Origin of the sequence: Bacillus sp. FSL K6-0073, from assembly GCF_038006085.1 — a bacterium.
GTDB lineage: Bacteria > Bacillota > Bacilli > Bacillales > Bacillaceae_G > Bacillus_A > Bacillus_A cereus.
On the sequence record NZ_JBBOUN010000001.1, the window covers coordinates 1,934,680 to 1,961,469 of the forward strand.

A 26,790-nucleotide genomic window follows, 5' to 3' on the forward strand; every position below is an offset into this window, starting at 1 on the left:
GGGTTTATAGGTACATCCCGTCCCTAAAAAACCTAACTTAATCATACGAGGAGGTGCGGTAATATGAAACGATTTATAAGTACGGAAATAACCACCACCTGCATGACAAAAAAGCAGAGTAAGGTGATTTATAGATGTAACAATTAAACTTTTAGGAGGAGATTAGAAGATGAATAACGTTATAAATGTTGGGGTATTAGGTTTAGGTACGGTCGGAAGTGGTGTTGTTCATATTTTGAAAGAACATTATAAAAAAATCGCACTTGATACAGGATACGAAGTGAAAGTGAAAACAGTCGTTGTACGTGATTTGGAAAAAGAACGCGATGTTTGTATTGATGGAATTGCAGTAACAAGTCATGCAGATGAAGTTCTAAATGATTCAAATATTGATATTGTAGTAGAGGTAATGGGCGGAATTGAAGAAGCAAAACAGCATATTGTTAAGGCTTTACGAAATAAAAAACATGTCGTAACAGCAAATAAAGATTTAATGGCTGTATATGGTGCAGAGCTTCTTCAACTGGCGAACGATAATGATTGTGATTTATGTTACGAAGCGAGTGTAGCGGGCGGTATTCCAGTGTTAAGAGGACTAACTGATGGGTTAGCATCAGATCAAATTGAAAAAATAATGGGAATTGTAAATGGTACAACAAATTATATGTTAACAAAAATGAGTCAAAATGGATGGTCTTATGAAGAGGCTTTACAGGAAGCACAAAAATTAGGCTTTGCAGAATCGGATCCGACAGCAGATGTAGATGGACTAGATGCGGCGAGAAAAGTAGCAATTCTTGCAAACTTAGGTTTTTCGATGAATGTTTCATTAGATGATGTGCAAGTAAGAGGGATTCGAAAGGTCGAAAAAGAAGATTTACAAATGGCTGAAAAGTTAGGATTTACTATGAAGTTAATTGGTAAAGCTGAAAAACAAGGACCAGCCATTCATTTAAGTGTAGAACCGACGCTTTTACCGAGCCAGCATCCATTATCAAATGTGAATAATGAATTTAATGCGGTGTATGTCCATGGCCAAGCGGTAGGAGAAGTGATGTTTTATGGACCCGGAGCTGGGAAGTTACCGACTGGTTCTGCTGTAGTAAGTGATATTATTTCAATCGTTAAAAATATGAATCAAGTTCCGAAAAATAAAAGTGCGTTAAAAGAACCAGTTCCTTATGAATTACAAGGTGATGAAGAAGTAGTTTCGAAATATTTCTTACGTATTTCATTACAAGATGAGCCTGGGATGTTACAAAAAATAACAGAATGTTTCGTTAATTATTCTGTAAGTTTAAAAGAGGTTATTCAATTACCTTTAAACCGTGAACTGGCAGAAGTCGTTGTTGTGACACATCGAACTTCCAAGTATCAATTTGAACGAGTTTTAGAAGCGATAGAAGCTGTCGCAAGTGAAATAAACAGTTACTACATTATTGAGGAGGAAAAACAATATGTATAAAGGACTATTAAAACAGTATGCGTCTTATTTACCGGTGAATGAAAATACACCTGATGTCAGCTTAATGGAAGGAAACACACCACTTATTCCATTATTAAATATATCAAAACAATTAGGGATTCAGCTATATGGTAAGTACGAAGGAGCGAATCCGACAGGTTCTTTTAAAGATCGTGGTATGGTTATGGCAGTTGCTAAGGCGAAAGAAGAAGGTTCAGAAGCAATCATTTGTGCATCAACAGGTAATACATCAGCGTCAGCTGCAGCATATGCGGCACGTCTTGGGATGAAATGCATTATCGTAATACCAGAAGGAAAGATTGCACATGGAAAATTAGCGCAAGCGGTCGCTTATGGAGCTGAAATTATTTCAATAGAAGGGAATTTCGATGATGCGCTTAAGGCTGTAAGAAATATTGCTGCAGAAGAGCCGATTACGTTAGTAAACTCAGTAAATCCTTATCGAATTGAAGGGCAAAAAACAGCAGCGTTTGAAATTTGTGACCAATTGCAAAATGCACCAGATGTTCTAGCTATCCCTGTTGGGAATGCAGGGAATATTACAGCGTATTGGAAAGGCTTCTGTGAATATGAGAAAGAAAAAGGTTATAAAAAGCCAAGAATTCATGGCTTTGAAGCGGAAGGAGCAGCTGCAATTGTAAAAGGGCATGTAATTGAAGAGCCTGAAACAATTGCAACAGCGATTCGCATCGGTAACCCGGCAAGTTGGTCGTATGCAGTAGAGGCTGCCGAGCAGTCTCGTGGTGAAATAGATATGGTATCAGATGAAGAAATTTTACATGCGTATAGGTTATTGGCAAAAACTGAAGGAGTTTTCGCTGAACCAGGATCAAATGCTTCATTAGCCGGCGTAATTAAACATGTTCAATCTGGGAAAATCAAAAAGGGAGAAACAGTTGTTGCGGTATTAACTGGAAATGGTTTGAAGGATCCTGATATCGCTATTTCTTCAAATCAACTAGACATCGCAAGTGTGTCAAATGATATAGAACAAATTAAAGATCATATTAAAGGGGTGATTATGTCGTGATACCATTTAGCGTTCGTGTCCCTGCTAGTACGGCGAATGTTGGTCCTGGATTTGATTCAGTTGGAATAGCTTTGTCATTGTATTTAGGTGTGGTGGTTAAAGAAAAAGCTGATAAATGGCAAGTAATCCATTCCTTTGAAGAATCAATTCCGACAGACGATAAAAATTTAATCGTTAGCACGGCATGTAAAGTATGTCCTTCTATATCACCCCATATAATAGAAGTTACTAGTAATATCCCATTAACGAGAGGGCTAGGAAGTAGTGCATCAGCGATTGTAGCTGGGATAGAGCTTGCGAATCAACTAGGCAATTTGAACTTAACTGCTGATCAAAAAGTTCAAATTGCTACAAATTTTGAAGGACATCCTGATAATGTTGCTGCTTCTATATTAGGTGGAACTGTAATTGGAGCACTTGATGGAAAGGATGTTTCCGTCGTAAGAATTGAGAGCAAGGAATTGGGTGTAATTTCTCTCATTCCGAATGCAGAATTAAATACAGATGAAAGTCGATCTGTATTACCAAAGATGTTTCCGTTTCATGAGGCAGTTAAAGCTAGTGCGATAAGTAACGTATTAGTAGCTGCATTATGTCAAAAGCGGTGGGAAGTTGTAGGTGAAATGATGGAGAGAGACCATTTTCACGAACCATATCGTTTAGAACTCGTACCATTATTACCATCTATTCGTAAATGCGCAAAAGAATTTGGTGCGTACGGCACAGCACTTAGTGGTGCGGGGCCATCTATTTTTATATTAACGCCATATGAGAAGCGTCAAGAAATCGCTGAGCAATTAGCGAGAGTATTTACAGATATGAAAGTATGTGAGCTTGAAATCGACCATAAAGGTATTATTGTAAATAAGGAAGAGCATATTGGATCGTAAAGAAAGCTGGCATGGCTAGCTTTCTTTACGTTGCAAACCTATTTTAAATTAGGTTTTTTCGGAAAAATATAAAACAAATGTTGATTTTGAATAATGTAAGTAAAGAGTGCATTCATTTTGGAGGTGATTAAATGAATAAAGAGTCACCAGAAGAAAAAAGAGAGCGTATGAGACAAAGTGAATTAAAAAGTAATCCTACGGGTTCTTTACGTGACGGACTCAATAGAGCGGAAACGGGTAGTCCAGTTGATATAGCAGGCGGTATGAATTGGAAAGGTACAGGAATAATCATTTTAGTACTACTTTTAGGATACATTGTATACACTTATTTTTTCAGTTGAAGAATGCTTGTTAAAATTTTGATTTGTTTAGTTTCATAATTGTTGAGAAAAAATGCAGTTACTGTATTACATATCTTCTAAGCGAATTATAGTTGTTCATATCAACTTTTAATACTCCAAACAGAGCTAGCAAAATGCTAGCTCTATTATTTTTTGCCACATTCCTGTAACAAAGCATCTGTATATTCATTGGTGGAGGTGCAGAGGATGAAAAAAATGATAGCGATATGTCTTCTTACAACTATGTCGTTTTCGACTTTAGTCGGTTGTGACGTAAAAGGTAGTAATGCTGTACAAGAGTCTAAAATAAAGAAAGCGACGTATAAAGATTTTACTTATGATGTAAATCCAGAAACATTCACATTAACTGTAGAACATGAGGGGGCAAAGGAACAGGCATCACAACCCCTACCGAAAATGAAGGTATCGAATGTAAAAAAAGAAAAGGATCGTACATCGTGGGAATATCCAGATCAAAAAGTAAAAATAAAATTAGAAAAGAAAAAAGACCACTTAAACATTGAAGTGGAATCGACTGGTGCAGAAAGCTTTACATGGCCGAAAGTAGAAGCTGAGAATTATACACTTCCGTTATGGGAGGGTAAGCAAATTCCGAGCAATGATGAGAATTGGAAGAAGTTTTTAAAGGATGATGCATATTCATTTGCTGAATCATTTTCTATGAAGTTTTTCGCATTAAATGGTTCGAAATATTCAATTGTATATATTGCAAAGAATATGTTTAATAATGAATTGAAATTTCATTCGGATCCGAAAATAGGGTTTGATTTTACACATGAATTTCCGAGCATAAATAAAAATAAAACATATGGATTTCAATTATATGTGACAAATAATGATGCGGTAAGTATTGCTAAACTATATAAGGATGATATTGTTCGAAAAGGTGAATTTAAAACATTACAAGAAAAGGCTAGAAAAAATAAAGAAATCGAAAAGTTATATGGAGCGGCGCATTTTTATTTTTGGAATCAAAATGGTTTATCAGAAAATAATATAAATTGGCCAAAACTAAGGGAGCAAATAAATAGCCCGCTGTTTAGTCATATAAAAGAACTTATTCAAAAGAATAGTTCAGAGCCTGGGGAACTGAATGTATTAGATCAAGTAAGTAAACAAGATTTCATTGATAAGTATCAAAAAAATGTTATTTTACGTTATATAAACGAAGTATTATCGATGAAGGAATTTTATAAAGAGGATATTTTCCAAAACGTTGATCAGGAAGCTGGTGCGCTAATAAAGAAAGGTGTAGGTCACTTAACGAAGACAGAATTGTATAGCTTAAATAAGCATTTATTAAAGTCGCTACTTGGTGATGCGGTTGAAGAGGTAAGTAAATGGGGTAATGCAGATGGAACGGACATATTAAAGGAAATGAAAGAGACAGGAATAGAAAAAGCGTGGATTGGTCTGCCGAACTGGGAACAAGGATTTATGCAACCTAATTTTGTGACAAAAGCTAAGGAAATGGGATATTTAGTTGGTCCGTATGACTCATATCATTCCATTCACGAAAAAAGTGATAAAAATTGGAACACAGCATTCTTTAATGACCCATCATTATACGAAGAGGCTACTGTAACGAAGAAAAACGGAGAAAAGGTGCAAGGCTTTTTAGGTAGAGGTCGCAAGTTAAACCCGACTTTATCGCTACCTAGTGTAAAGGAACGCATGAATGATATATTACAAAATGGCCCTAAATATAATTCATGGTTTATTGATTGTGATGCGACAGGTGAAATTTACGATGACTATTCAGCGAAACATATAACGACACAAGAGCAAGATTTAAAAGCACGTTTAAAACGAATGGACTACATTGCGCAAGAAAAGGGTATGGTCGTTGGTTCTGAAGGCGGAAATGATTTTGCTAGTAGTACGATTGCATTTGCACATGGAATTGAAACACCTGTTATTAAATGGGACGATGAAGATATGCGGAAAAATAAAACAAGTCCGTATTATGTCGGTGGATATTGGTCACCAAATCAAAATGTGCCTGAAAAATATGCAAAACAAGTACCATTGAAAGAAGAATATAAACAAGTATATTTAAACCCAGTATATTCGGTACCATTATATAAATTAGTATACAATGATTCCGTTATTACAACGCATCATTGGGAATGGGGAAGTTTAAAGGTAAAAGATGAAGTTGGAAATCGAATGCTGTCCGAATTATTGTATAATGTTCCTCCGTTATACCATTTAGATGAAGTAGAGTGGAATAAGCATAAAAAAGAAATTACAGAGCATCTAAAAGTTTGGAATGAAGTTCATGAAAAAGCAGTAAAAGAAGAGATGACGAATTTTGCGTATTTGTCAGAAGATAAGCTAGTACAATCTGTTTCTTATGGAAAAGATATTAAAATCATTGTGAACTTCTCAAATGAAGACATGGAAGTAGAAAAAACGAAAATAAAAGCAAAGTCGGCTTACATTGATAATCAGGGGAAGAAAAGCGTGTATACGCCGTTTGAGAAATAATAAAGTCAAATATACTGTATTCATAGAGATTTTATAATTAGCTGGATTCTTTATTCATATCGTTTGTTAAGAAAAAGACATCCTAATTTAAAATGAAAGAGTTAATAAATTTTTAAATTCATATGTTGCGAAGTGCTAAATTTTTGAAATTGGTAAATAGTGACTTGCCAAAAATAAGTACGAGAGTATAATGTGAAATGGAATACGTATTGGGTTTAAGTAGTAACCTTACAAAATTGTAAGGTTAGTGAAAGGAAATTCAATATGAAGATAAATAGACTTACATTATACTTGGTAAAGAGAAAGAGAGGCGAATGGGTATGAGCTCTGAATTAGAACAAAATACGAGAAGTAATAAAAAGCGTTCTAAAAGAAAGTCAATAAAATGGTTCATATTAATTCCATTTTTCCTACTTATTTTTGGAGGAGTAGGATATGGTTCGTTTATATATAATAAAGCAAAAGCTGTTGTAAATGATGCGTATGCAAAAATTGATAAGTCATCAAAGCGTGATAAAGAAGTCGAACCTTTAAAGGATAATATTTCAATATTAATCATGGGTGTAGATGGAAGTGAAATGAGAAAAAGCCAATATGGCGAAGCAGTTCGAACAGATGCACTTTTATTAGCAACAATTAATAAAGATGATAAGTCTGTTAAGCTAGTAAGTATTCCACGTGATTCACGTGTTTACATTCCAACTAGAAAAAAATTAGATAAAATTACTCATGCTCACGTATTTGGTGGCGTAGAAAGCACACGCGATACGGTGGAAAGATTTTTGAATGTACCTGTTGATTATTATGTGAAGTTTAACTTTGAATCATTCGTACAAATTGTCGATTCAATTGGTGGTATTGATATTGATGTACCAGTTACTTTCACTGAACAAGATAGTAAAGACCAAGCTGGTATGATCCATTTAGAAAAAGGTTACCAACATTTAAATGGAGAACAAGCTCTTGCACTTGCAAGAACGCGTAAAATTGATAGTGACGCAATGCGTGGACAGAGACAGCAACTTGTAATAGAAGCAATTGCTAAAAAAGCGATGTCTGTTCAATCAATTAGCAAAATGGGCTCTTTACTAGATGCGGTTGATAAAAATATGAAAACGAACTTAACATTTGACGATATGCTTGCCATTACAAAAAATATGGCAGGATCTAATTTGGAAATGGAAAAATTGCAAATAGAAGGTACAGATAAACGTATCGGTGGTATTTATTATTACATTCCAAATGAAAAAAATGTAAAAGATATTTCAAAAAAATTAAATGATCATTTAGGTGTAACGCCAAAATCAGTCCGAAACGAATAATAAAAAAAGATTGGCTTTTGCCAATCTTTTTTTTTGGAATGTATTTGTAACTTTTCTGTAACGATTTTTTAGTTTAGAAAAATTATACTCATATGTATGAGTATAATGGATAGGTAAAAAAGTAAAAGGACATATTCAAAATTTGTGGTAAGGAAAGATATCATATGCAGAAATGGTTAAGCATGATGGGAATTATCTTTATATTGACTGGATGTAAAATGTCTGAAGCTCCAACAAGTCTAATGGAAGCTCCTACAAATGAAAAATGGATTAATGAATTAAAGGAACAAATTGATAAAGATTTACCTGTTAATTATCGCTTACTTACTCCAATGTCTAATAGAGATAAACAGACGACATGGTCAATGAATTTCGAACGAGATAATAAAAAAGAAGCTGTCATCGTATATAAAATACCTAATGAAGATTATCATATATATTTAGCCGTATATGAGAAGAAAAATAATGGATGGAATATGAAGTCAACCTATACATTTGATGGGGAAGAAGTAGATATTGTTGAGGTAGGAGATTTCACAGGGAGTGGGAAAAGGGAACTATTGATAGGAATAACTACCAATCGTGATTTATTAGAAAACACAATGTATGTTTTTTCCGATGAGAGTGACGATATAAAGGAATTTTATAGACAGAAGTATACAAAGTTATTTATAGATGATTTAAACAAAAATGGTTTTAAAGACATAAGCCTTGTTTCGTATATGAAAGATGAACAGTTGAAGGTTCAGTTCATTGAAAAGTTTAAGGTATTGTCAGAGGTTACATTTGATCCGTATATAAATAGTATTCAAAGAATACAAATGGGCCGTATTTCTAAATCATTAAAGGCAGTTGTAATCGATGCGGGAACAGGGGCTCATTCAGGTATAACTTATGTAGCAAAATTTGATCAGGATCATTATGAAGTATTACCTATAGATGGGAAAGAAGATTTATTTAATGAATATGTTGTAGAAAGTAAAGATGTTAATGAAGACGGCATTATTGAATTTGTTCGTACTGTACGTCCAAAAGGTTGGGAGGATAAATCACATGGTGATAGTCCGCTTTTTGAACGTTACATACAGTGGAGTGAATCTGGAATTAAACCAATTGAAGAACGATATATAGATATAGAAAAAGGGTATTATGTGAAAATTCCTAAAGAGTTAATAGGGAAAATTACAATACCAGATCAGCAAAAAGAATCAAATTCTCAAAAGTTTTTGGATACAAGAACAAATAAAATATGGCTTGAAGTTCATATTTTTAAGCGGAAAGAATGGTTCAATATAAAAGGCTACAGCGCAGCAATTAAAACGGCTTCTCACGTATATGCAGTACCGAAGCAATCGGAATTTGAAAAAGTGAAAGCATATATAAAACCGCTAGCGGATTATCAACAAGAGTAGGAGGTGGGAATTATGTCAAAAATTTTAGTTTTAGAAGATGAATTAACGATCCGTAGCTTTATTGTTTTAAATTTAAAACGTGCTGGATTTTATGTAATAGAAGCTACTACTGGAGAAGAAGCGTTACAGATTTTGAGTGAACAAACTGTTGATATAGCACTGCTGGATGTAATGTTACCGGGGATTGATGGTTTAGAAGTTTGTAAGGCTATCAGGAAAGAAAATAAAAAAATGGGTATTATTATGTTAACCGCACGTGTACAAGATGAAGATAAGGTGCAAGGACTAGGAATAGGTGCAGATGATTATATTGCAAAACCGTTTAGTCCAGTAGTATTAACTGCACGTATACAGTCTTTATTAAGAAGAATAGAAGTACATGAAGAAAAAACGAATATTGTTACGTCAGGTCCATTTTCGTTAAATATTATAGAAGAAAGATTGTATAAAGATGGACAATTAGTCGATTTAACACCTACAGAGTATATGATATTACAGTATTTAATGAATCAGGCTTCAAAGCCAGTTTCGCGTGATGAAATTTTAAATATGATTTGGGGAACCAATTACGTAGGTGAGACGAAAGTAGTAGATGTAAATATGAGACGGTTACGTCAAAAAATAGAATGTAATCCATCAGAACCTGAATTTATTCTTACGGTGTGGGGAAAAGGATATGTGTGGAAGGAAAGTATGAGATGAAACGGAAAGTGACTTTATATTTTATGACGGTCATTACACTTATGCTTGTATTATTTGAAGTTGTATTTTCAGTCTCAATTTATCGATACTATTATAATGGTATTGTGCAATATATAGAGTCTCATGCGAAAACGAGTACACGTTTTTTTTCAGAATACAATTCACTATACTTTATTCGATTACAAGAATATAGTGGTGACATAATTAGTAGCTTTCAATTAGAAGGAACAGAATTACAATTAATTGATCGTCACGGCTCGGTTATACAATCTTCAAGTGGTGAAAAGGTAGAAGGTAAAGTGAATATTCCACAATCATTATTAGAAGGTGAAATGTATAATCAAGTTACTACGAAAGGTAATAAAAAACAAATAGAGGTGCTAAGCCCACTTATACATCAAGGACAAACTATTGGTGTTTTAAAATATACGACTGTTTTAACAAATGTAAATAAAAAGATTATTGAAATTATTACGTTTACTATTTCTGTAGGTATTGTTATTTCGGGAGTCGCCTTCTTAATTAGTAGACGTTTGGCAAATTCATTTGTTGAGCCAATTGAATCCATTATTCAAGCCTCTTCACAAATTGCAGAAGGCACATTAAAGCAAAAAATTAAAGAAGATTATCCTGGAGAATTAGGTGACTTGGCACATAGTTTAAATTATATGGCCTATAAAATAGATAAGGCTGAGCAGATGAAAAATGAATTCATTGCTTCTATTTCGCACGAAATACGAACGCCTTTAACAGGAATTAAAGGTTGGAGTGAGACGTTAAAAACAGTAGATCATTTAACAGAAGAAGAAATAAAGCAAGGTATGGGCATTATTTCAGGTGAGACAGATAGGTTGATTCATTTAGTAGAAGAATTGCTAGATTTTTCAAGATTACAATCAAATCATTTTAATTTATATAAACAAAAGGTGCAATTGTACGATATACTAGAGGAGACGATTTGGCAATTAACTCCTAAATCGGAAGAGAAGGAAATTCAATTTATTACTACTATAGACCGAATTGAATTGATGGGAGATCGAAATAGGCTAAAGCAAGTTTTCTTGAATATTGTTCAAAATGCAATTAAGTATTCACATGAAAAAAGCACAATACACATTGAAGCAACTAAAATAGAAGGACAAGCAGTGATTAAGGTAAGAGACGAAGGGATTGGAATTGCTAAAGAACATTTACCATATATTGAGCAATCATTTTACCAAATTAATAATCATGCTGCAGGTGCAGGTATTGGTTTAGCTATCGTTAAAAAAATGGTAGAGCTTCATGGCGGTGCGCTTAGTGTTACAAGCAAAGAAGGAATAGGAACAACAATTTTGATAAAACTCCCATTATAATACAAATAAAATCTATTTATATGGTGAAATAAAAATAAATAGATGTATAATTATATTGGGCGATTTATATATAAGATTAATAGGGAGAGGAATTCGATAGAATGGAAAAAGCTTTAAAAATTAAACAAATAGTAGTCGTTTTAATAGCGATTGCCGCAGTAGCTATTGGGTATTACATGTTTCAATCAATTACTTCACCAGCAAAAGCTGTTGCGAAACAAGAAAATGTAGTGCAGCTTGCAAGTGAACAGCCGAAAGTTGAAATGAATAAAACGGCACCAAGTCGTTTTAATGGAAAAGAAAGAAAAGTTGCTTATCTTACATTTGACGATGGGCCAGGGAAATATACGGCTGAATTATTAAATACGCTAAAACAACATGATGCGAAGGCGACGTTCTTTTTAATTGGAGCGAATGTAAAAGAATTTCCTGATTTAGTGAAACGTGAAAATGCTGAGGGTCATTATGTAGGCATGCATAGTATGACACATAATTTCGCAAAGTTATATAAAAATGGCGAGTATGTAAATGAGATGAAAGAAGATCAAGGTTTAATCGCTAATATTATTGGGAAATCACCTAAATTAACACGTCCTCCATATGGTTCGATGCCTGGATTGAATGAAGGTCTTCGAAATAAAGTGGTAGAAGGCGGATTTAAAGTATGGGATTGGACAATTGATTCATTAGATTGGAGATACAATAAAATGCCAGTTGATGCAGCTGCAGCACAAATTGCTCAAAACGTATTAACAAACGCAACAAAACCACAAGAAGTAATTTTAATGCATGATATTCACCCGCAATCAGTTGCTGCTGTGCCAGCAATTTTAAAGGGGCTAAAAGAAAAAGGTTATGAGTTTGAAGCTTATCATGAAGAGAGTCACTTCCCAGTGAACTTCTGGCATGATAACCGTATGTAATGGAGGAATTGACGTTGAAGTATGGAAAAGTAGCAGTAGTTGGAGCGTTATCAGTAGGGTTGTTAACAGGTTGTTTCGGTGAAAAGCCAGAAGAAAATTTATATACAGCTTTTGAAACAGCAGCAACACAAGAAAAATCTTTAGTGGATGAAGCAAAAAAATTAGAGCAGTTAGAGAAACAAGGCCAAGAATTATATTCTCAAATTTTGCAAGAAGGCAAAGATCATAATGAAGCAGTTGTGAAGAAACTAGAGCAAGCTACTGCAAATGTAGATGATCGTGAAAAAGTATTGAAAAATGAAAAAGAAATGCTAGAAAAAGCTCAGAAAGAAACAAAATCTGTACAAGGAAATATAGAGAAGCTTGAAGATAAAAAGTTACAAAAACAAGCAAAAGCAGTAGAAGAGTCGTATAAGAATCGTTATGATGCATTCCAAAAGATGAATGAAAATTACACGAAAGTGTTAGCGACTGAAAAAGAACTGTATGAAAAATTAAAAGTAAAAGAAACGAAATTAAAAGAAATCGGTGAAAAAGTTAAAACTGTTAATGAATTAAATGTGGAAGCACAAAAGTCGAAAGAGCAGTTTAACAAATTTACAAAAGAGTATAATGACAGTAAATTAGCATTCTACAAAGATGCAGAAATTAAGATTAAAGATCAGAAATAAAGAAGAATCTAAAGTGTAATAAAAAGCCGGAGAAACATCGTTATAAATGTTTTTTCGGTTTTTTACGTTAAATGAATAGAAAAGACTGGAATTGATATCATAAAAGAGTTATAGTGAGTTATTCTAAGGGAAACATTGTAAAGTAAGGAGAATGGGAATATGTCATATGAATTTTTACTCAAATTAGGTTTAGCACTCTTTTTAGGATTATTCATCGGGATAGATAGGCAGCTAAAGAATAAACCACTTGGTGTGAAAACAAGTATGGTTATTTCTGTAGCAAGTTGTTTAATTACGATGGTTTCAATTGAATCTGTGCATGTATATTCTGTTCCAGGACATACAAATATGGATCCGATGCGACTGGCCGCTCAAATTGTTAGTGGAATTGGTTTTCTTGGCGCAGGTGTCATTTTACGAAGAAGTAATGACGTTATTTCTGGATTAACAACAGCTTCTATGGTGTGGGCTGCTTCAGCTTTAGGAATCGCAATTGGTGCAGGATTTTATTTACAAGCGACAGTTGCTATGGTTTTAATTATTTTAGCGATTAATGTACTTCCGCAACTTGTGAAAATTGCAGGACCGTATTCATTAAGACAAAAGGATTTATCTATAAAAATTACTGTTAAAGAGCATCATGAATTAGATGGTATATTTAAGCAAATTAAAAATTTAGGCATGCATGTGAAACGCGTGAAAATTAAAGATATAGATAGTGGAGCATTTCAGCAACTGGAGATGGTTATTTTAGCTCCAGAAGATTTATATACAACAGAGTTATATAGTTCCCTGAAAGAGATTAATCGAGTAGTTTCAGTTGAAGTGGAAAGTAGATAATTGTGATAAAAAAGAGTGAAGTGAATTCACTCTTTTTTATTTGGATTTTTAAGGAATGAAATTGATATAATGATGAGTAATAAGGGGAGAGAAATGATGGGAATACATATTAGAAGAGCAATAAAGGATGATATACAAGGTATAGCAAAGGTGCATGTCGATAGTTGGAAGACAGCGTATAAAGGGATATTTGCTGACGAAATTCTAGATAATATAGCATATGAGAAACGAGAAAAACAATGGGAAGATATTTTTCAAAAAGAAGGTAATCATCAATTTAGATTTGTAGCAGAGAATTTAAATGGAGAAATAGTTGGATTCATCGATGGGGGGATAGAAAGAACTGATACATATAATTGTGATGGAGAATTATATGCAATCAACCTTTTACAACAGTATCAAGGAATGAAAATAGGACAAAAGTTATTTCAAGCGTTACTATCAGAATGTGTAAAGAATGATATGCAATCACTTTTAGTTTGGGTTGTTACGAATAATCCTTCTAAAAAGTTTTATGAAAAATTTAACCCAGAAAAAATTGATACAAAATTTTTAGAGCGATTACAGGTAGAAGAGACAGCATATTGCTGGAGAGATATAAATAATATTATTATGTAAACTTTATGTTTGAAAGAGGTATACCAATTAAGGTATACCTCTTTTGTTTAACCATTTTGGATAGATTACTAATGAAAAATAGTAAGTATGTAGTTTGAAGCTGAGTATTTTTTTTGTGTATTTTTAACTAGATTAAAGAAAAGGGGGAAAACAAGGAAAATTAAATCAGATAAAAAAATTCTGAAATATACTCTTGAATTGAATATTATTATCAATTAGAATCATAATTGATAACGACATTCAATTATCGTTTATTATATAAAATTTCGATAGCTTTAATATAAAGAGGAGGACCAACATGCAGCTTGCGAAACAAATCGCAGAACATGCAACATTACAAAGCTTTTTAAACTGTTATTTAAGAGAAACAGGGAGTGGAGAATGGATTACAGAGGATGAAAGAATGAAAAGTATCTTCAGTAATACGTTGAATAGAGATACAGTCCCCACATATTTATGTTGTCGGCTATCGGCACAGAACGTTACTTTGTATGGAGAAGTTATATATAAATCACCAACAGATCGCCATTTGTTTGGAGAACAATTTTATTATCAAATTGGAGATAGTAATTCTGTTATTACAGCAGATTACGTTACAGTTATTACGTTTTTAATAAAAGAGATGTCGATCAACTACGGAGAAGGAACGAATCCTGCGGAACTTATGCTTCGAGTTATCCGTAGTTGTCAAAATATTGAGGAATTTACAAAAGAGAGAATAGAAGATACATCCGCATTATACGGTTTCCATACAACTTTTATAGAAGCGGAGCAGTCTTTATTATTTGGGCATTTAACTCATCCTACACCAAAGAGTAGACAGGGGATATTGGATTGGAAAAGTGCAATGTATTCTCCAGAATTAAAAGGGGAATGTCAGCTTCATTATTTTCGGGCACATAAAAGTATAGTAAATGAAAAATCATTATTATCAGATTCTACAACAACGATTATAAAAGAAGAATTAAGTAATGATGAGATGGTTAGTAAGGAATTTATAGCGAAGTACTGTAAGGAAGATCAATATGCATTAATTCCAATTCATCCGCTTCAGGCAGAATGGCTCTTGCATCAAGCTTACGTACAAGATTGGATAATTCAAGAATTGCTTGAGTATATTGGTCCTGTAGGTAAGTATTATATGGCAACATCATCACTAAGGACGCTATATCATCCCAATTCGAAGTATATGCTTAAGTTTTCATTTCCGGTGAAAGTAACGAATTCAATGCGTATTAATAAACTGAAAGAACTTGAGAGTGGTCTTGAAGGGAAGGAAATGTTAAATACGGCTATTGGTGAAGTACGAGAAAGATTTCCAGGATTTGATTTTATTTGTGATCCAGCCTTTATTACATTAAATTATGGAACACAAGAATCTGGATTTGAAGTGATTATTCGTGAGAATCCTTTTTATAGCGAACATGCAAACGACGCAACATTAATTGCTGGGCTAGTTCAAGACGCTATACCTGGGGAGCGTACGCGGTTATCGAATATTATTCATCGCCTAGCAGATTTAGAAAGTAAAAGCTGTGAAGAAGTAAGCTTAGAGTGGTTTATACGATATATGAATATTTCTTTAAAGCCAATGGTATGGATGTATTTACAGTATGGTGTTGCATTAGAAGCTCATCAGCAAAATAGCGTTGTTCAGCTAAAAGATGGTTATCCGGTCAAATATTATTTCCGTGATAATCAAGGATTTTATTTCTGTAATTCAATGAAAGAGATGCTTAATAATGAATTAGCTGGTATTGGAGAACGTACTGGAAATTTATATGACGACTATATTGTGGATGAGAGATTTCGTTACTACTTAATTTTCAATCATATGTTTGGCCTCATTAATGGTTTTGGCACAGCAGGATTAATTAAGGAGGAAATTCTTCTCTCGGAATTAAGGTCTGTACTTGAATCATTCCTTCCATATAACCGGGAACCTTCTACATTTTTAAGAGAATTATTGGACGAAGATAAGTTAGCGTGTAAAGCAAATTTACTAACGAGATTTTTCGATGTCGATGAGTTAAGTAATCCATTGGAGCAAGCTATTTATGTGCAAGTACATAATCCACTCGTTAGAGAAGTGGCTGTTCGTTCATAAATAACGTTAAAATTTCACGTAATACAAATAATGGTATTTTGTCATAAGGTGGAGGGTTTTATGAGAGTGGACATGTATCATACGAAAGTATTGAAGGCGCTCGAATCAGAAGATTACATTTCAGTACGAAGAAGAGTGCTACGTCAATTAGTAGAATCGTTAATTTATGAGGGGATTATTACACCGGTTCGCATAGAAAAAGAAGAACAACTTCTTTTTCTAATACAAGGACTTGATGAAGAAGGCAAAAGTGTCACGTACAAATGCTATGGCAGGGAACGGATGACATTTGGACGTATTTCGTTAGACTCATTAATAGTAAGAGTTCAAGATGAACAGCAAGAAATACAATCTGTCTCGCAATTTCTAGAAGAAGTTTTTCGGGTTACTAGTGTAGAACAAGCTAAATTAGATTCTTTTATACACGAATTAGAACAAACAATATTTAAAGACACGATTGCACAATATGAAAGAAATAATAAGAGAGAATATACTCAAAAATCTTACGATGAGTTTGAAAGCCATTTAATAGACGGCCATCCATATCATCCTAGTTATAAAGCACGTGTTGGATTTCAATATCGTGACAATTTTCAATATGGTTATGAATTTATGCAGCCAATAAAACTCATATGGATTGCAGCGCATAAGAATTATGCGACTGTAGGTTATGAGAATGAAGTGATGTATAACAACCTTTTAAAAGAGGAGATTGGCGATCGTAAATTAGAAGAGTTTATGGAACGAATTCGTAATAAGGGATGTAATCCAAAACAGTACGTGTTTATACCTGTTCACCCATGGCAGTGGGTGAATTTCATCATTTCAAATTATGCGGATCATATACAGGGGAAATTTATTATTTATTTAGGAACATCTGAGGACGATTATTGCGCGCAACAGTCAATGAGAACATTAAGAAATATTACGAGTCCAAAGAAACCGTACGTTAAATTATCGATGAATTTACTCAACACTTCAACACTTCGTACGCTGAAACCATACTCTGTTGTGAGTGCACCAGCAATATCAAATTGGTTAAATGATGTTGTAAGTAATGACGCCTATTTAATGGATGAAGCACGTTTAATCTTGTTAAATGAGTTTTCCAGTGTAACGTATGACACGAATAAGAAAGCTATATATGGTTCATTAGGATGTATTTGGCGCGAAAGCATTCATAAGTATTTAGATGCACAAGAAGATGCAATTCCTTTTAATGGTTTATACGCTAAAGAGAAAAATGGTACACCAATTATTGATGCGTGGTTGAATAAATATGGAATGAAGGATTGGCTACAATTACTTATTCAAAAAGCGATAATACCAGTTATACATCTTGTTGTAGAGCATGGCATCGCACTGGAATCACATGGACAAAATATGATTCTAGTCCATAAAGAAGGGGTGCCTGTTCGTATTGCGTTAAAGGATTTTCATGAAGGGCTTGAGTTTTATCGTCCATATTTGAAAACGGTTGACAAATGTCCCGACTTTACTAAAATGCATAAAACATATGCGAATGGAAAAATGAATGATTTCTTTGAAATGGATCGCATTGAATGTTTGCAAGAGATGGTGTTAGATGCACTATTCCTGTTTAATTTAGGAGAATTAGCATTCGTACTTGCGGATGAATATGGATTGAAAGAAGAACATTTTTGGATGATGGTTGTTGAAGAAATTGAAAATCATTTAAGAATATATCCACATTTGAAAGGTAGATTTGAAAATATTCAATTATATGCACCTACATTCTATGCTGAACAATTAACGAAACGTCGATTATATATGGATCTGGAATCGCTTGTTCATGAAGTTCCAAATCCATTGTATAGAGTAAGACAACTTATGAAACAAAAATCAGCTGTTACAGGGGGAAATTATGCTAATCGTTAATAAACAAGAGTATAGCAAAAGTGATTTTGAATCAAGATTAAAAGTTTATGAGGAAATGGAACAATTTAAAGAAGCAGAAGGAAATAGATTTGCACTTTGTCTGAAAGATCCATTCGATATTATTACGATTGTGTTTTTCTTAAAAGAAAAGAAATCATCAGTATTACTTATACATGAAGATACACCAAAAGAAACAGCTATTGAAATGGCAAAGCGTGCAAATTGTGTAGGAATTTTATATGGAGAATATGGCGATTGTACAAAATTAGAAGTAGGGAACTTTTTACTAGAAGAGCCTTCTTTACTGCAATATAGTTCTGGAACTACAGGGGAACCGAAACTAATTCGTAGAGCATGGACGGAAGTTGATACGGAAATTACCGCTTATAATGAAGCTTTAAACTGTGAAGTAGATGAAGTGCCAATCGTTATGGCTCCTGTTTCACATTCATACGGACTAATATGTGGTACTTTATCAGCAATTAAGAGGGGGAGCCAGCCTGTAATCATTACGAATAAAAATCCTAAATTCGCATTAAATATAGTTCGCAATACAGAAAAACATATTATATATGCAGTACCACTTATGTTACACATTATGGGGAGTTTTCCATTAGGAACGTTCCAGTTTCATAAAATTATGACATCAGGATCGCCTTTGCCAGAAGCACTATTTTATAAACTAAAAGAAATGACAACATATATGATGCAGCAATATGGTTGTTCTGAAGCAGGTTGTATTAGTATATGTCATGATATGAAGAGCCATTTAGATTTAGGAAACCCTCTACCTCATGCGAGTATAAGCATAGGTTCAGATGAAAATGCACCGGAAGAAATCGTCGTGAAAATGAATGATAAGGAAATCTTCACGAAAGATTTAGGGTATAAATCTGAGCGTGGCATTCATTTTATGGGGCGTATGGACGATGTAATTAATGTTTCGGGATTAAAAGTCTTTCCTATAGAGGTAGAAGAAACGATGCTTCGATTGGAAGGTGTTCAAGAGGCAATTGTATATCGAGGGAAACATCCTGTCATGGGCGAAATAGTTAAAGCGAAAGTGATCTCTCATGTTGATCCAGTACAAATAAGAGAATGGTGTATTCAGCACTTACCTTCTTATAAAGTTCCCCATGAAATTGAAAGTGTAAATGAAATTCCTAAAAATAAAACTGGAAAAGTAAGTAGAAAGTTACTAGATATGGGAGAGGTTACAACATGAGACGGGAAGCGTTAAAGAATGCCGTGTTAAAAATTATGATTGAAAAAATGGAACTGAAAAATGTAACGCATTTAGAAGAAACGATGCGCTTAAATCAAGATTTATATATAGATTCGGTAATGATGTTACAGCTTATTGTATACATAGAAATGGATGTAAAGCTATGTGTTCCAGAGGATGAGGTAGATCCAAAGGCATTTCTTACTGTAGGATCTTTGCTTGATTTTATGGAGGAGTTACAGGAAATAAATGTGAATAACTAACCTTTAGGAAAGTGGATGAGAGTATGACTTCAATTAAAGTGCACTGTTTAGTGAGTTGTTTTTGTGAAATTATAAAAAGGCGTAGCGACATTGATTTTCGTCCATTTTATTTTGGACTATGGGATGGAGATTTTGATATAACAGAAGGCGGAATTATTTCATATCACTCTGAAAACATTAACCATGATCATTATTTACTTTGGTTTGAAAAATTGTACGGTATTAAAGTAAACGAATGGTATGATCATGCAAAAGATAAAGATAGCAATGTAGAAACGTTTTTAGAATTAGTAGAAAACAAGCCGGAAAATCGTTATGTCATTGTAATGGTTGATATGTCTCTATTACCAGAGAGGGAAAATAAATTTCATCAAAAACCGTTTCCACATTATTTAATGATATCAAAAACAGAGAAAGAAGAAGAGTGGTTCATGCTAGATCCTGATTTTCGTTGGGAAGGAAATATGGAAAGAGAAAAAGTACTTCACTCTATTCAAGATAACCCATTTGGTGGAGGGTATTTCATTGATATAGAAGGAATTGGGGAGCCAACGCAAGAAACAGTAGCTAGTTATTTCACAGAAACATTCAAAAAGAACGACAATGAACTGACTATGGAGCTGAAAAATTTAATTGTAAAAATGGCAAATGAGGAAGAAGGATATGCGCTTTCTGGACTTGTAGCAGCAGTAAAACAAATACCAGTACTTGCAATTCGTAAATATAGTTATGAGCATGCCTTTGCATACTTCCGTGAAACGTTGCAATATTCGGAGCAAGAATTTGATTATTGGTGTGATCGGGTAGAGGATATTGTACAAGGATTTACAAATGTACAGTATCGTGCAATTAAAATGGCAATGACGAATAATAAAGGTATGCTAGTATCGATTATTGAAAAACTGGATGAAATGAATGCAATTGAACTGCAAATTAAGAAGGAATTAGAGAGACAGTTTCTATCATGGAAAGGTATGAAAACAAATCAGTCTGTCGCAACTTTTTAATAAGCTAACTGAATTTAAGATAGGGGAGTTTAATGCTATGAAATATTCGCTATGTACCATTTCATTTCGTCATCAATTAATTTCATTTACTGATATTGTTCAATTTGCATATGAAAACGGTTTTGAAGGAATTGAATTGTGGGGGACTCATGCACAAAATTTGTATATACAAGAACGCGAAACGACAGAACGAGAATTGACTTTTCTAAAGGATAAAAACTTAGAAATTACGATGATAAGTGATTACTTAGATATATCATTATCAGCAGATTTTGAAAAAACGATAGAGAAAAGTGAACAACTTGTAGTACTAGCTAATTGGTTTAATACGAATAAAATTCGCACGTTTGCTGGGCAAAAAGGGAGCAAGGACTTCTCGGAACAAGAGAGAAAAGAGTATGTGAAGCGAATACGTAAGATTTGTGATGTGTTTGCTCAGCACAATATGTATGTGCTGTTAGAAACACATCCCAATACACTAACGGACACATTGCCTTCTACTATAGAACTATTAGAAGAAGTAAATCATCCGAATTTAAAAATAAATCTTGATTTTCTTCATATATGGGAGTCTGGCGCAGATCCAATAGACAGTTTCCATCGATTAAAGCCGTGGACACTACATTACCATTTTAAGAATATATCTTCAGCGGATTATTTGCATGTGTTTGAACCTAATAATGTATATGCTGCAGCAGGAAGTCGTATTGGTATGGTTCCGTTATTTGAAGGTATTGTAAATTATGATGAGATTATTCAGGAAGTGAGAGGTACGGATCTTTTTGCTTCCTTAGAATGGTTTGGACATAATGCAAAAGAGATATTAAAAGAAGAAATGAAAGTATTAATAAATAGAAAATTAGAAGTAGTAACTTCGTAATGTGAAATGATGTGAGAGTCTCGTTTTAGAGGCTCTTTTTTTATGGTAAAAAATAACCAAAAATTTCCATGTATTTTAATTTGAATTTAACACAATTTATATATAAATAAGGAGGTGATTGGTAATGGCTAGAAATCGTAATTCTAATCAATTAGCATCACATGGAGCACAAGCAGCTTTAGATCAAATGAAATATGAAATTGCACAAGAGTTTGGTGTACAACTTGGCGCTGATACTTCTTCACGTGCAAACGGTTCTGTAGGCGGTGAAATTACAAAACGCCTTGTAGCGATGGCAGAACAACAACTTGGTGGCGGATATACTCGCTAATTGTAGAAGGTTATAGGAGAAAGGAAGGATTCTTCCTTTCTTTTTTTTTCAATTAATTGGTATGGATATATTGTGAACTGGATTCAAAGAATAGGAATAATACTATAATTTCCCCAATTTCTTTTGTTGTGAATGGGAAGTAGTAAAGATGTAATAGCCCTGGTGGAATGAAAAGTTACGTTCCAGCGGGGCTATTATATGGTAAGAAATATATGATGAAAGGTTTCGAAGCCAACATGTTAAAAAAAGAAAACTGTTGTTTAATTGCGCTTGCATCAGTTCCACTTGTTATGACATTAGGGAATTCAATGCTCATCCCAATTCTGCCGACTATTGAAAAGAAATTACATATTTCATCGTTTCAAGTATCCATGATTATTACAATTTACTCTATCGTAGCTATTCTACTTATACCGATTGCTGGTTATTTATCAGATAGATGGGGACGAAAGATGGTAATGGTTCCGAGTTTGCTGATTGCAGCTATAGGAGGAGCGATAACTGGTTGGGTATCTTGGAAAGTTGATAATCCCTACAATTGGATATTGATTGGTAGAGCGATTCAAGGTATTGGTGCTGCTGGTGCAATGCCAGTTGTTATACCGTGTGTTGGTGATTTATACAAAGACGAAAAACAAGTTAGTACAGGTTTAGGAATCATAGAAACATCCAATACATTTGGGAAAGTACTGAGCCCTATTTTAGGGTCTGCTCTTGCTGCCGTTGTATGGTTCTTACCATTTTGGGCGATTCCAATTTTATGCGTAGTATCAATTGTTTTATTACTTGTTCTAGTAAAGGCAAAGAAACAAGAAGGAGAAGTCCCACCACTTAAAGAGTTTATAAAATCTATTCTGTCTACGTTTCGAGAAAAAGGAAGATGGTTAATTGCCATTTTTGCATTAGGTGCAATTATTATGCTTATTTTATTCGGAATTCTCTTTTATTTGTCGACTATACTGGAATCAAAGTATGACATTCATGGTATATGGAAAGGGTGTGTGCTTGCTATTCCGTTACTTGTACTGTCACTTAGTTCATATATGGCCGGTAAAAAAATTGGAGATAATCAAAATGTTATGAAGAAGTGTATTTATATTGGTTTTTTAATGGCAGCTGCATCAGTCATCATTCCTTTATTTATAAAAGGGATTTATTTACTACTTCTTTGTCTCGTTATTATGGGGATAGGGATTGGTATGGCACTCCCATGTTTAGATGCCCTCATTACACAAGGAATTGAAAAGGAGCAAAGGGGAACGGTTACGTCATTTTACAGTTCAATGCGATTTATCGGTGTAGCAGCTGGACCACCTTTATATTCTTTTTTCATGAAAGGGGCGGACCATGAAGTGTTTTATTTGACAAGTATTTTCGCTGCCATTGGTGCTGTCATAGCAATCATTTGGATTAAACCAGCAAAGGATGCAAAGGCGGTAAAACAGAAACCGGAACCTACTTCATAATTTGTAAGAGAATTGCATGATGTTTTGAGAAACATGCAATTCTCTTTCGTTCATTAAGAATAAATAACTTGTTTTAACATATAAAGTGCGACACCCCATATGATGAGGCCAGAAAATTTATTTAATAATAAAATTGTCTTTCCGGTTGAGTCTAGTCTTTTTAGAAATTTCCCCGCTAAAGCTAAGCTTATAAACCAAATCCAAGAAACGATAATAGTTGCAAGTGTGAAAGCCCATTTTTCACTTCCTATGTATTGAATAGAATTTGTTCCAATTACACCGATTGTGTCTAAAATAGCATGTGGATTTAATAACGAAACTGATGCTGCGAAAAGGATTTGCTTTTTTAAGGGCATACTTTTTTCTTGTTTTACATCGTTGGAAGGATTACTTCTCCAAATAACAAAGCCCATGTATAGGAGAAAGAAAAATCCAATTATATATAATGAGTTAGTTAGCCAAGAAAAAGTAAGGAGTACAAGGGAGACACCTTGCACTGCAATCAATATGAGTAACGTATCACATATAGAGGCAGTTAATACTACAGGGGCTGCCCTCCAAATGTTTGGTTGGCTCGCACCTTGGTTAAAGACAAAAACATTTTGTACACCTAATGGAATGATAAGTCCAAATGCAAGAATGATACCATGAATAATTGCTTCACTCATCATATTACCTCCTATTTTAATTCATTATGATAGTGTATATTGTATAGAAGAAATGAAAATTTGTATCCATCCATATGGTTGGGGAGGTTACCAACCAAAAAGAATATAAGGTGATATGATGGAAAGATTCGTTTGGAAACCGGATATGTCTCTAGCGACGCCGCTGTATAAACAAATAGAAACGTATATAAAAGAAAAGATCGTTAATGGAGAATGGACCGTTGGAACGAAATTACCTTCACAAAGAGATTTGGCCCATACATTTGGTGTGAATCGAAGCACAATTGTAATGGCTTTCGATGAACTAGTTGCAAAGGGATACATTGAAGGGAATGGCAGGAAAGGAACAATTGTTGTAAATAATAATGAGAATGTTTCAACTTACGCACCCCCGCCTAATTGGCAGTCTTATGTAGAAACAGGACTTCATTATCCGAATCTCCCAGCTATTCAGGAGATTAATCAAGCTGAATTTTATCCACATGTAATTCGATTAGGAACAGGTGAGCTCGCGCCGAGTCTCTTACCTGAGAAAAAGATGAAAGAAATTATGAATAAGCTTTTAAAGTCAAATGTGACGCTTGGGTATGAAGAGCCAAAAGGAAATTTTTATTTAAGGGAAAAGATTTCCGAATACTTAAAGGGGCATGGTGTATATGTATCTCCTGACTCTATATTAATTGTTTCAGGAGCAATTCAAGCGCTGCAACTTATCTCTATGGGGCTTCTTCCAAAAGGCGCATCCATCTTATTAGAAAAACCATCCTATTTATATTCGCTTAATGTTTTTCAATCCGCAGGAATGCGTTTCATTGGAATACCAATGGATGAGAACGGTTTAAATGCATCATATATTACAAAATATAAGAAGCAATTTAATGCCTCTATTTTATATACAATCCCGTCTTTTCATAATCCAACGAACTTTAGTATGAATGCGAAGAAACGAATAGAAGTGATGGAAATATGTAATGAAATTGGATTACCTATTATAGAGGACGCAGTGTATCAAGACTTATGGTTTGATGCACCTTGTTCGAAACCTTTAAAAGCCTATGATAAAAATGGAATCGTACTACATATTGGAAGCATGTCCAAAGTAATTAGTCCAGGTTTAAGAATTGGATGGATTGTTGGACCTGAGCCAGTAATTCAAAGATTGTCAGACATAAAGATGCAAACAGATTATGGTTCAAGCACTATATCCCAGCAAATTGCAGCAGAGTGGTTTACAAATGGTCTATATGATGAGCATTTGCGATTTGTAAGAAGTGAATTGAAAAAACGAAGAGATTTTATGTTACTAATGTTAGATAAATATCTTCGTGAAATAGCAACTTGGCATGAACCAACAGGCGGGTTTTATATATGGGTACATATAAAAGTACCCATTTCATATCGCAGTTTATTTGATAAAGCTCTGCAAGAAAAGGTTTTATTAAACCCAGGTACTTTATATGATAGAAGTGCAAATCAATTTTTGCGCCTATCGTATTCATACGCAACGTTAGAAGAAATTGAAATAGGTATAAAAAAACTTGCACAACTAATGAAAAAGTAAGAGGAGAAAGTAATGAAACAATATGTAATTTGCCAAATGATCAATGGAGAAAAATATTTAGCTGCTTATGCGGAGACGAAGCAAGAGGCGATTGAAAAAGCAGAACTGTTAGGATTAAGAACGGGAAATCGTTACATAGTTATAACTGCAGAAGAAGCCGAAGGCTTAACGTATCCTTAAACAATGTATGAGATTATATAGGAAGTAAATAAGTCTAGTAATATAAGAATTTACTAGGCTTATTTACTATTAAGTTGTTAAACGTTCTCGTATTTATACGCAAAGTAATAATATTATGAGTCAAGTTGACGAAAAAATCGATTTGTCTTTCGGTCTTGATTTCCTTTTCTATACTCATCAATATATTGCCTAAAGTTCCAAGCTTGTAAAAATTTATTAGCAGAGTTATAACCAGAATTGTAAAGCCAGTCTTTTTCTTCCTTCGTCAGTTCAAAATTAGTACTTGTAATCGTTCCTGTTGGAATTGTAATCGTTCTTGCTTTTGATTCCTTATCTAAATGACGTAAATCATGAGCTTGCATCATTGTTTTAAATAGTCCTTTGAACATGGAAATAGGCTCGTTATAGTGAGCAGGGTCAGCTTGAATCTCATCTTTTACAAAATGAAATCCGAAAGTCGGCCAGCGAGGAGCGGTAGGTGAATCGAAGATCCAAATTGGATAATTACTTAGAATTCCTCCGTCAACCATATAACAAGGCTGCTTCCATTTTGGAGTTCTCCATTTTACGGGTTCAAAGAAGAAGGGGATTGTACTACTCATTCTTACCGCTTTAGCGATAGAGAAGCGATAATTTAAAAATCCGTAGTTTGGTAAGTCGTCAGGAAAGACAACCATTTTACCATTACTAATATCAGAAGCGATGATTTTGAGTTTGTTTAGATCCGGTAAATCAGTAAATAAATGAACACCTTTTTTTCGAAGTAATTCTTCAATCCATTCTTCTATAAATACATTAGAGTATATACCTAGAGTAGTCCATGCACTTAGTCCTTTTCCGATAAAGGGGATTTTGTCAATAAAGGTTTTCTTCGTAAATTTGTTATAATCGATATCAGTTATAATGGTTTTTAGCTCTGAACAAGAATATCCTGCAGCTAAAAGTGCCGCGATAATTGCACCAGCTGATGTTCCAGCTACACGTTCCCATTCATAACCTTTTTCGACTAACGCGCAAATTGCCCCAACATGCGCAATACCGCGCACACCGCCTCCTTCAAAAACACCATCAATCTTCATTAAACATACTTCCTTTCAAATAA

At 34.1% G+C, this 26,790-nt stretch carries 25 protein-coding genes; 23 read left to right on the forward strand and 2 right to left on the reverse strand.

The window, feature by feature from the left end; translation table 11 throughout:
* Positions 1-169 precede the first annotated feature (169 nt).
* The 21 genes from MHB52_RS10140 to MHB52_RS10240 all read left to right on the forward strand — a co-directional run bounded on the left by MHB52_RS10140 (position 170) and on the right by MHB52_RS10240 (position 23,279).
* Positions 170-1,465 (forward strand): homoserine dehydrogenase, encoded by a 1,296-nt coding sequence (locus MHB52_RS10140; protein ID WP_001066899.1) that lies wholly within the window; start codon positions 170-172, stop codon positions 1,463-1,465.
* A complete protein-coding gene (gene thrC, locus MHB52_RS10145) occupies positions 1,458-2,516 on the forward strand; it encodes a threonine synthase (protein ID WP_000276439.1) in 1,059 nt (352 codons plus the stop codon). The genes MHB52_RS10140 and thrC overlap by 8 nt, the downstream gene beginning before the upstream one ends.
* Positions 2,513-3,406: a homoserine kinase gene (gene thrB / locus MHB52_RS10150; protein ID WP_000612105.1), complete on the forward strand. Its 894-nt coding sequence runs from the start codon at positions 2,513-2,515 to the stop codon at positions 3,404-3,406. Before thrC ends, thrB begins: the two co-directional genes overlap by 4 nt.
* 131 nt (positions 3,407-3,537) lie before the next feature.
* A complete protein-coding gene (locus MHB52_RS10155) occupies positions 3,538-3,747 on the forward strand; it encodes a DUF6366 family protein (RefSeq protein WP_001031483.1) in 210 nt (69 codons plus the stop codon).
* 207 nt (positions 3,748-3,954) lie between these two features.
* Positions 3,955-6,258: a glycoside hydrolase gene (locus MHB52_RS10160; RefSeq protein ID WP_044795760.1), complete on the forward strand. Its 2,304-nt coding sequence runs from the start codon at positions 3,955-3,957 to the stop codon at positions 6,256-6,258.
* Between the two features lie 320 nt (positions 6,259-6,578).
* Positions 6,579-7,580, forward strand: a complete 1,002-nt coding sequence (locus MHB52_RS10165; RefSeq protein WP_002163948.1) for an LCP family protein — start codon at positions 6,579-6,581, stop codon at positions 7,578-7,580.
* Positions 7,581-7,744: 164 nt separating this feature from the next.
* Complete coding sequence (locus tag MHB52_RS10170) at positions 7,745-8,992, forward strand: hypothetical protein (protein WP_001174875.1); 1,248 nt, start codon at positions 7,745-7,747, stop codon at positions 8,990-8,992.
* A gap of 12 nt (positions 8,993-9,004) precedes the next feature.
* On the forward strand, positions 9,005-9,694 hold the full coding sequence (locus MHB52_RS10175) for a response regulator transcription factor (RefSeq protein ID WP_000036071.1): 690 nt from the start codon (positions 9,005-9,007) through the stop codon (positions 9,692-9,694).
* The gene (locus MHB52_RS10180; RefSeq protein ID WP_061663512.1) at positions 9,691-11,049 is read left to right on the forward strand and encodes a sensor histidine kinase; all 1,359 of its coding nucleotides are present in this window, start codon (positions 9,691-9,693) and stop codon (positions 11,047-11,049) included. Before MHB52_RS10175 ends, MHB52_RS10180 begins: the two co-directional genes overlap by 4 nt.
* A gap of 101 nt (positions 11,050-11,150) precedes the next feature.
* Positions 11,151-11,972 (forward strand): peptidoglycan-N-acetylglucosamine deacetylase, encoded by an 822-nt coding sequence (locus tag MHB52_RS10185; protein ID WP_000409484.1) that lies wholly within the window; start codon positions 11,151-11,153, stop codon positions 11,970-11,972.
* 14 nt (positions 11,973-11,986) lie between these two features.
* Positions 11,987-12,643: a YkyA family protein gene (locus MHB52_RS10190; RefSeq protein WP_000873574.1), complete on the forward strand. Its 657-nt coding sequence runs from the start codon at positions 11,987-11,989 to the stop codon at positions 12,641-12,643.
* Positions 12,644-12,802: 159 nt separating this feature from the next.
* The gene (locus tag MHB52_RS10195) at positions 12,803-13,483 is read left to right on the forward strand and encodes an MgtC/SapB family protein (protein ID WP_061663498.1); all 681 of its coding nucleotides are present in this window, start codon (positions 12,803-12,805) and stop codon (positions 13,481-13,483) included.
* Between the two features lie 93 nt (positions 13,484-13,576).
* Positions 13,577-14,101: a GNAT family N-acetyltransferase gene (locus MHB52_RS10200; RefSeq protein ID WP_061663499.1), complete on the forward strand. Its 525-nt coding sequence runs from the start codon at positions 13,577-13,579 to the stop codon at positions 14,099-14,101.
* A 298-nt stretch (positions 14,102-14,399) separates the two neighbouring features.
* A complete protein-coding gene (locus MHB52_RS10205) occupies positions 14,400-16,208 on the forward strand; it encodes an IucA/IucC family protein (protein ID WP_061663500.1) in 1,809 nt (602 codons plus the stop codon).
* Positions 16,209-16,268: 60 nt separating this feature from the next.
* Positions 16,269-18,107 (forward strand): IucA/IucC family protein, encoded by a 1,839-nt coding sequence (locus MHB52_RS10210; RefSeq protein WP_001261836.1) that lies wholly within the window; start codon positions 16,269-16,271, stop codon positions 18,105-18,107.
* Positions 18,094-19,332 (forward strand): AMP-binding protein, encoded by a 1,239-nt coding sequence (locus MHB52_RS10215; protein ID WP_061663501.1) that lies wholly within the window; start codon positions 18,094-18,096, stop codon positions 19,330-19,332. Before MHB52_RS10210 ends, MHB52_RS10215 begins: the two co-directional genes overlap by 14 nt.
* Entirely contained in the window at positions 19,329-19,595 is a 267-nt protein-coding gene (gene asbD, locus MHB52_RS10220; RefSeq protein WP_001250561.1) for a petrobactin biosynthesis protein AsbD, read from the forward strand. Before MHB52_RS10215 ends, asbD begins: the two co-directional genes overlap by 4 nt.
* Positions 19,596-19,618: 23 nt before the next feature.
* Positions 19,619-20,602 (forward strand): DUF6005 family protein, encoded by a 984-nt coding sequence (locus MHB52_RS10225; protein ID WP_000200704.1) that lies wholly within the window; start codon positions 19,619-19,621, stop codon positions 20,600-20,602.
* Positions 20,603-20,639: 37 nt separating this feature from the next.
* Positions 20,640-21,482, forward strand: coding sequence for a sugar phosphate isomerase/epimerase family protein (locus tag MHB52_RS10230; protein WP_000877670.1), 843 nt, complete (start codon positions 20,640-20,642; stop codon positions 21,480-21,482).
* Positions 21,483-21,606: 124 nt separating this feature from the next.
* Positions 21,607-21,813, forward strand: a complete 207-nt coding sequence (locus MHB52_RS10235) for an alpha/beta-type small acid-soluble spore protein (protein WP_000113545.1) — start codon at positions 21,607-21,609, stop codon at positions 21,811-21,813.
* Positions 21,814-22,049: 236 nt separating this feature from the next.
* Entirely contained in the window at positions 22,050-23,279 is a 1,230-nt protein-coding gene (locus MHB52_RS10240) for an MFS transporter (protein ID WP_033667350.1), read from the forward strand.
* Positions 23,280-23,332: 53 nt separating this feature from the next.
* Here MHB52_RS10240 and MHB52_RS10245 read toward each other — a convergent pair whose 3' ends face one another.
* Positions 23,333-23,947 (reverse strand): LysE/ArgO family amino acid transporter, encoded by a 615-nt coding sequence (locus tag MHB52_RS10245; RefSeq protein ID WP_001287303.1) that lies wholly within the window; start codon positions 23,945-23,947, stop codon positions 23,333-23,335.
* Between the two features lie 118 nt (positions 23,948-24,065).
* Here MHB52_RS10245 and MHB52_RS10250 point away from each other — a divergent pair, with 118 nt between their 5' ends.
* Both MHB52_RS10250 and MHB52_RS10255 read left to right on the forward strand, forming a co-directional pair.
* Positions 24,066-25,508: an aminotransferase-like domain-containing protein gene (locus MHB52_RS10250; protein ID WP_000439397.1), complete on the forward strand. Its 1,443-nt coding sequence runs from the start codon at positions 24,066-24,068 to the stop codon at positions 25,506-25,508.
* A 12-nt stretch (positions 25,509-25,520) separates the two neighbouring features.
* Positions 25,521-25,688 (forward strand): DUF3933 family protein, encoded by a 168-nt coding sequence (locus tag MHB52_RS10255; protein ID WP_000816389.1) that lies wholly within the window; start codon positions 25,521-25,523, stop codon positions 25,686-25,688.
* Between the two features lie 113 nt (positions 25,689-25,801).
* Here the strand turns inward: MHB52_RS10255 and MHB52_RS10260 are convergent, their stop codons facing one another.
* Positions 25,802-26,767, reverse strand: a complete 966-nt coding sequence (locus MHB52_RS10260; protein WP_061663502.1) for a patatin-like phospholipase family protein — start codon at positions 26,765-26,767, stop codon at positions 25,802-25,804.
* Positions 26,768-26,790: the final 23 nt, after the last annotated feature.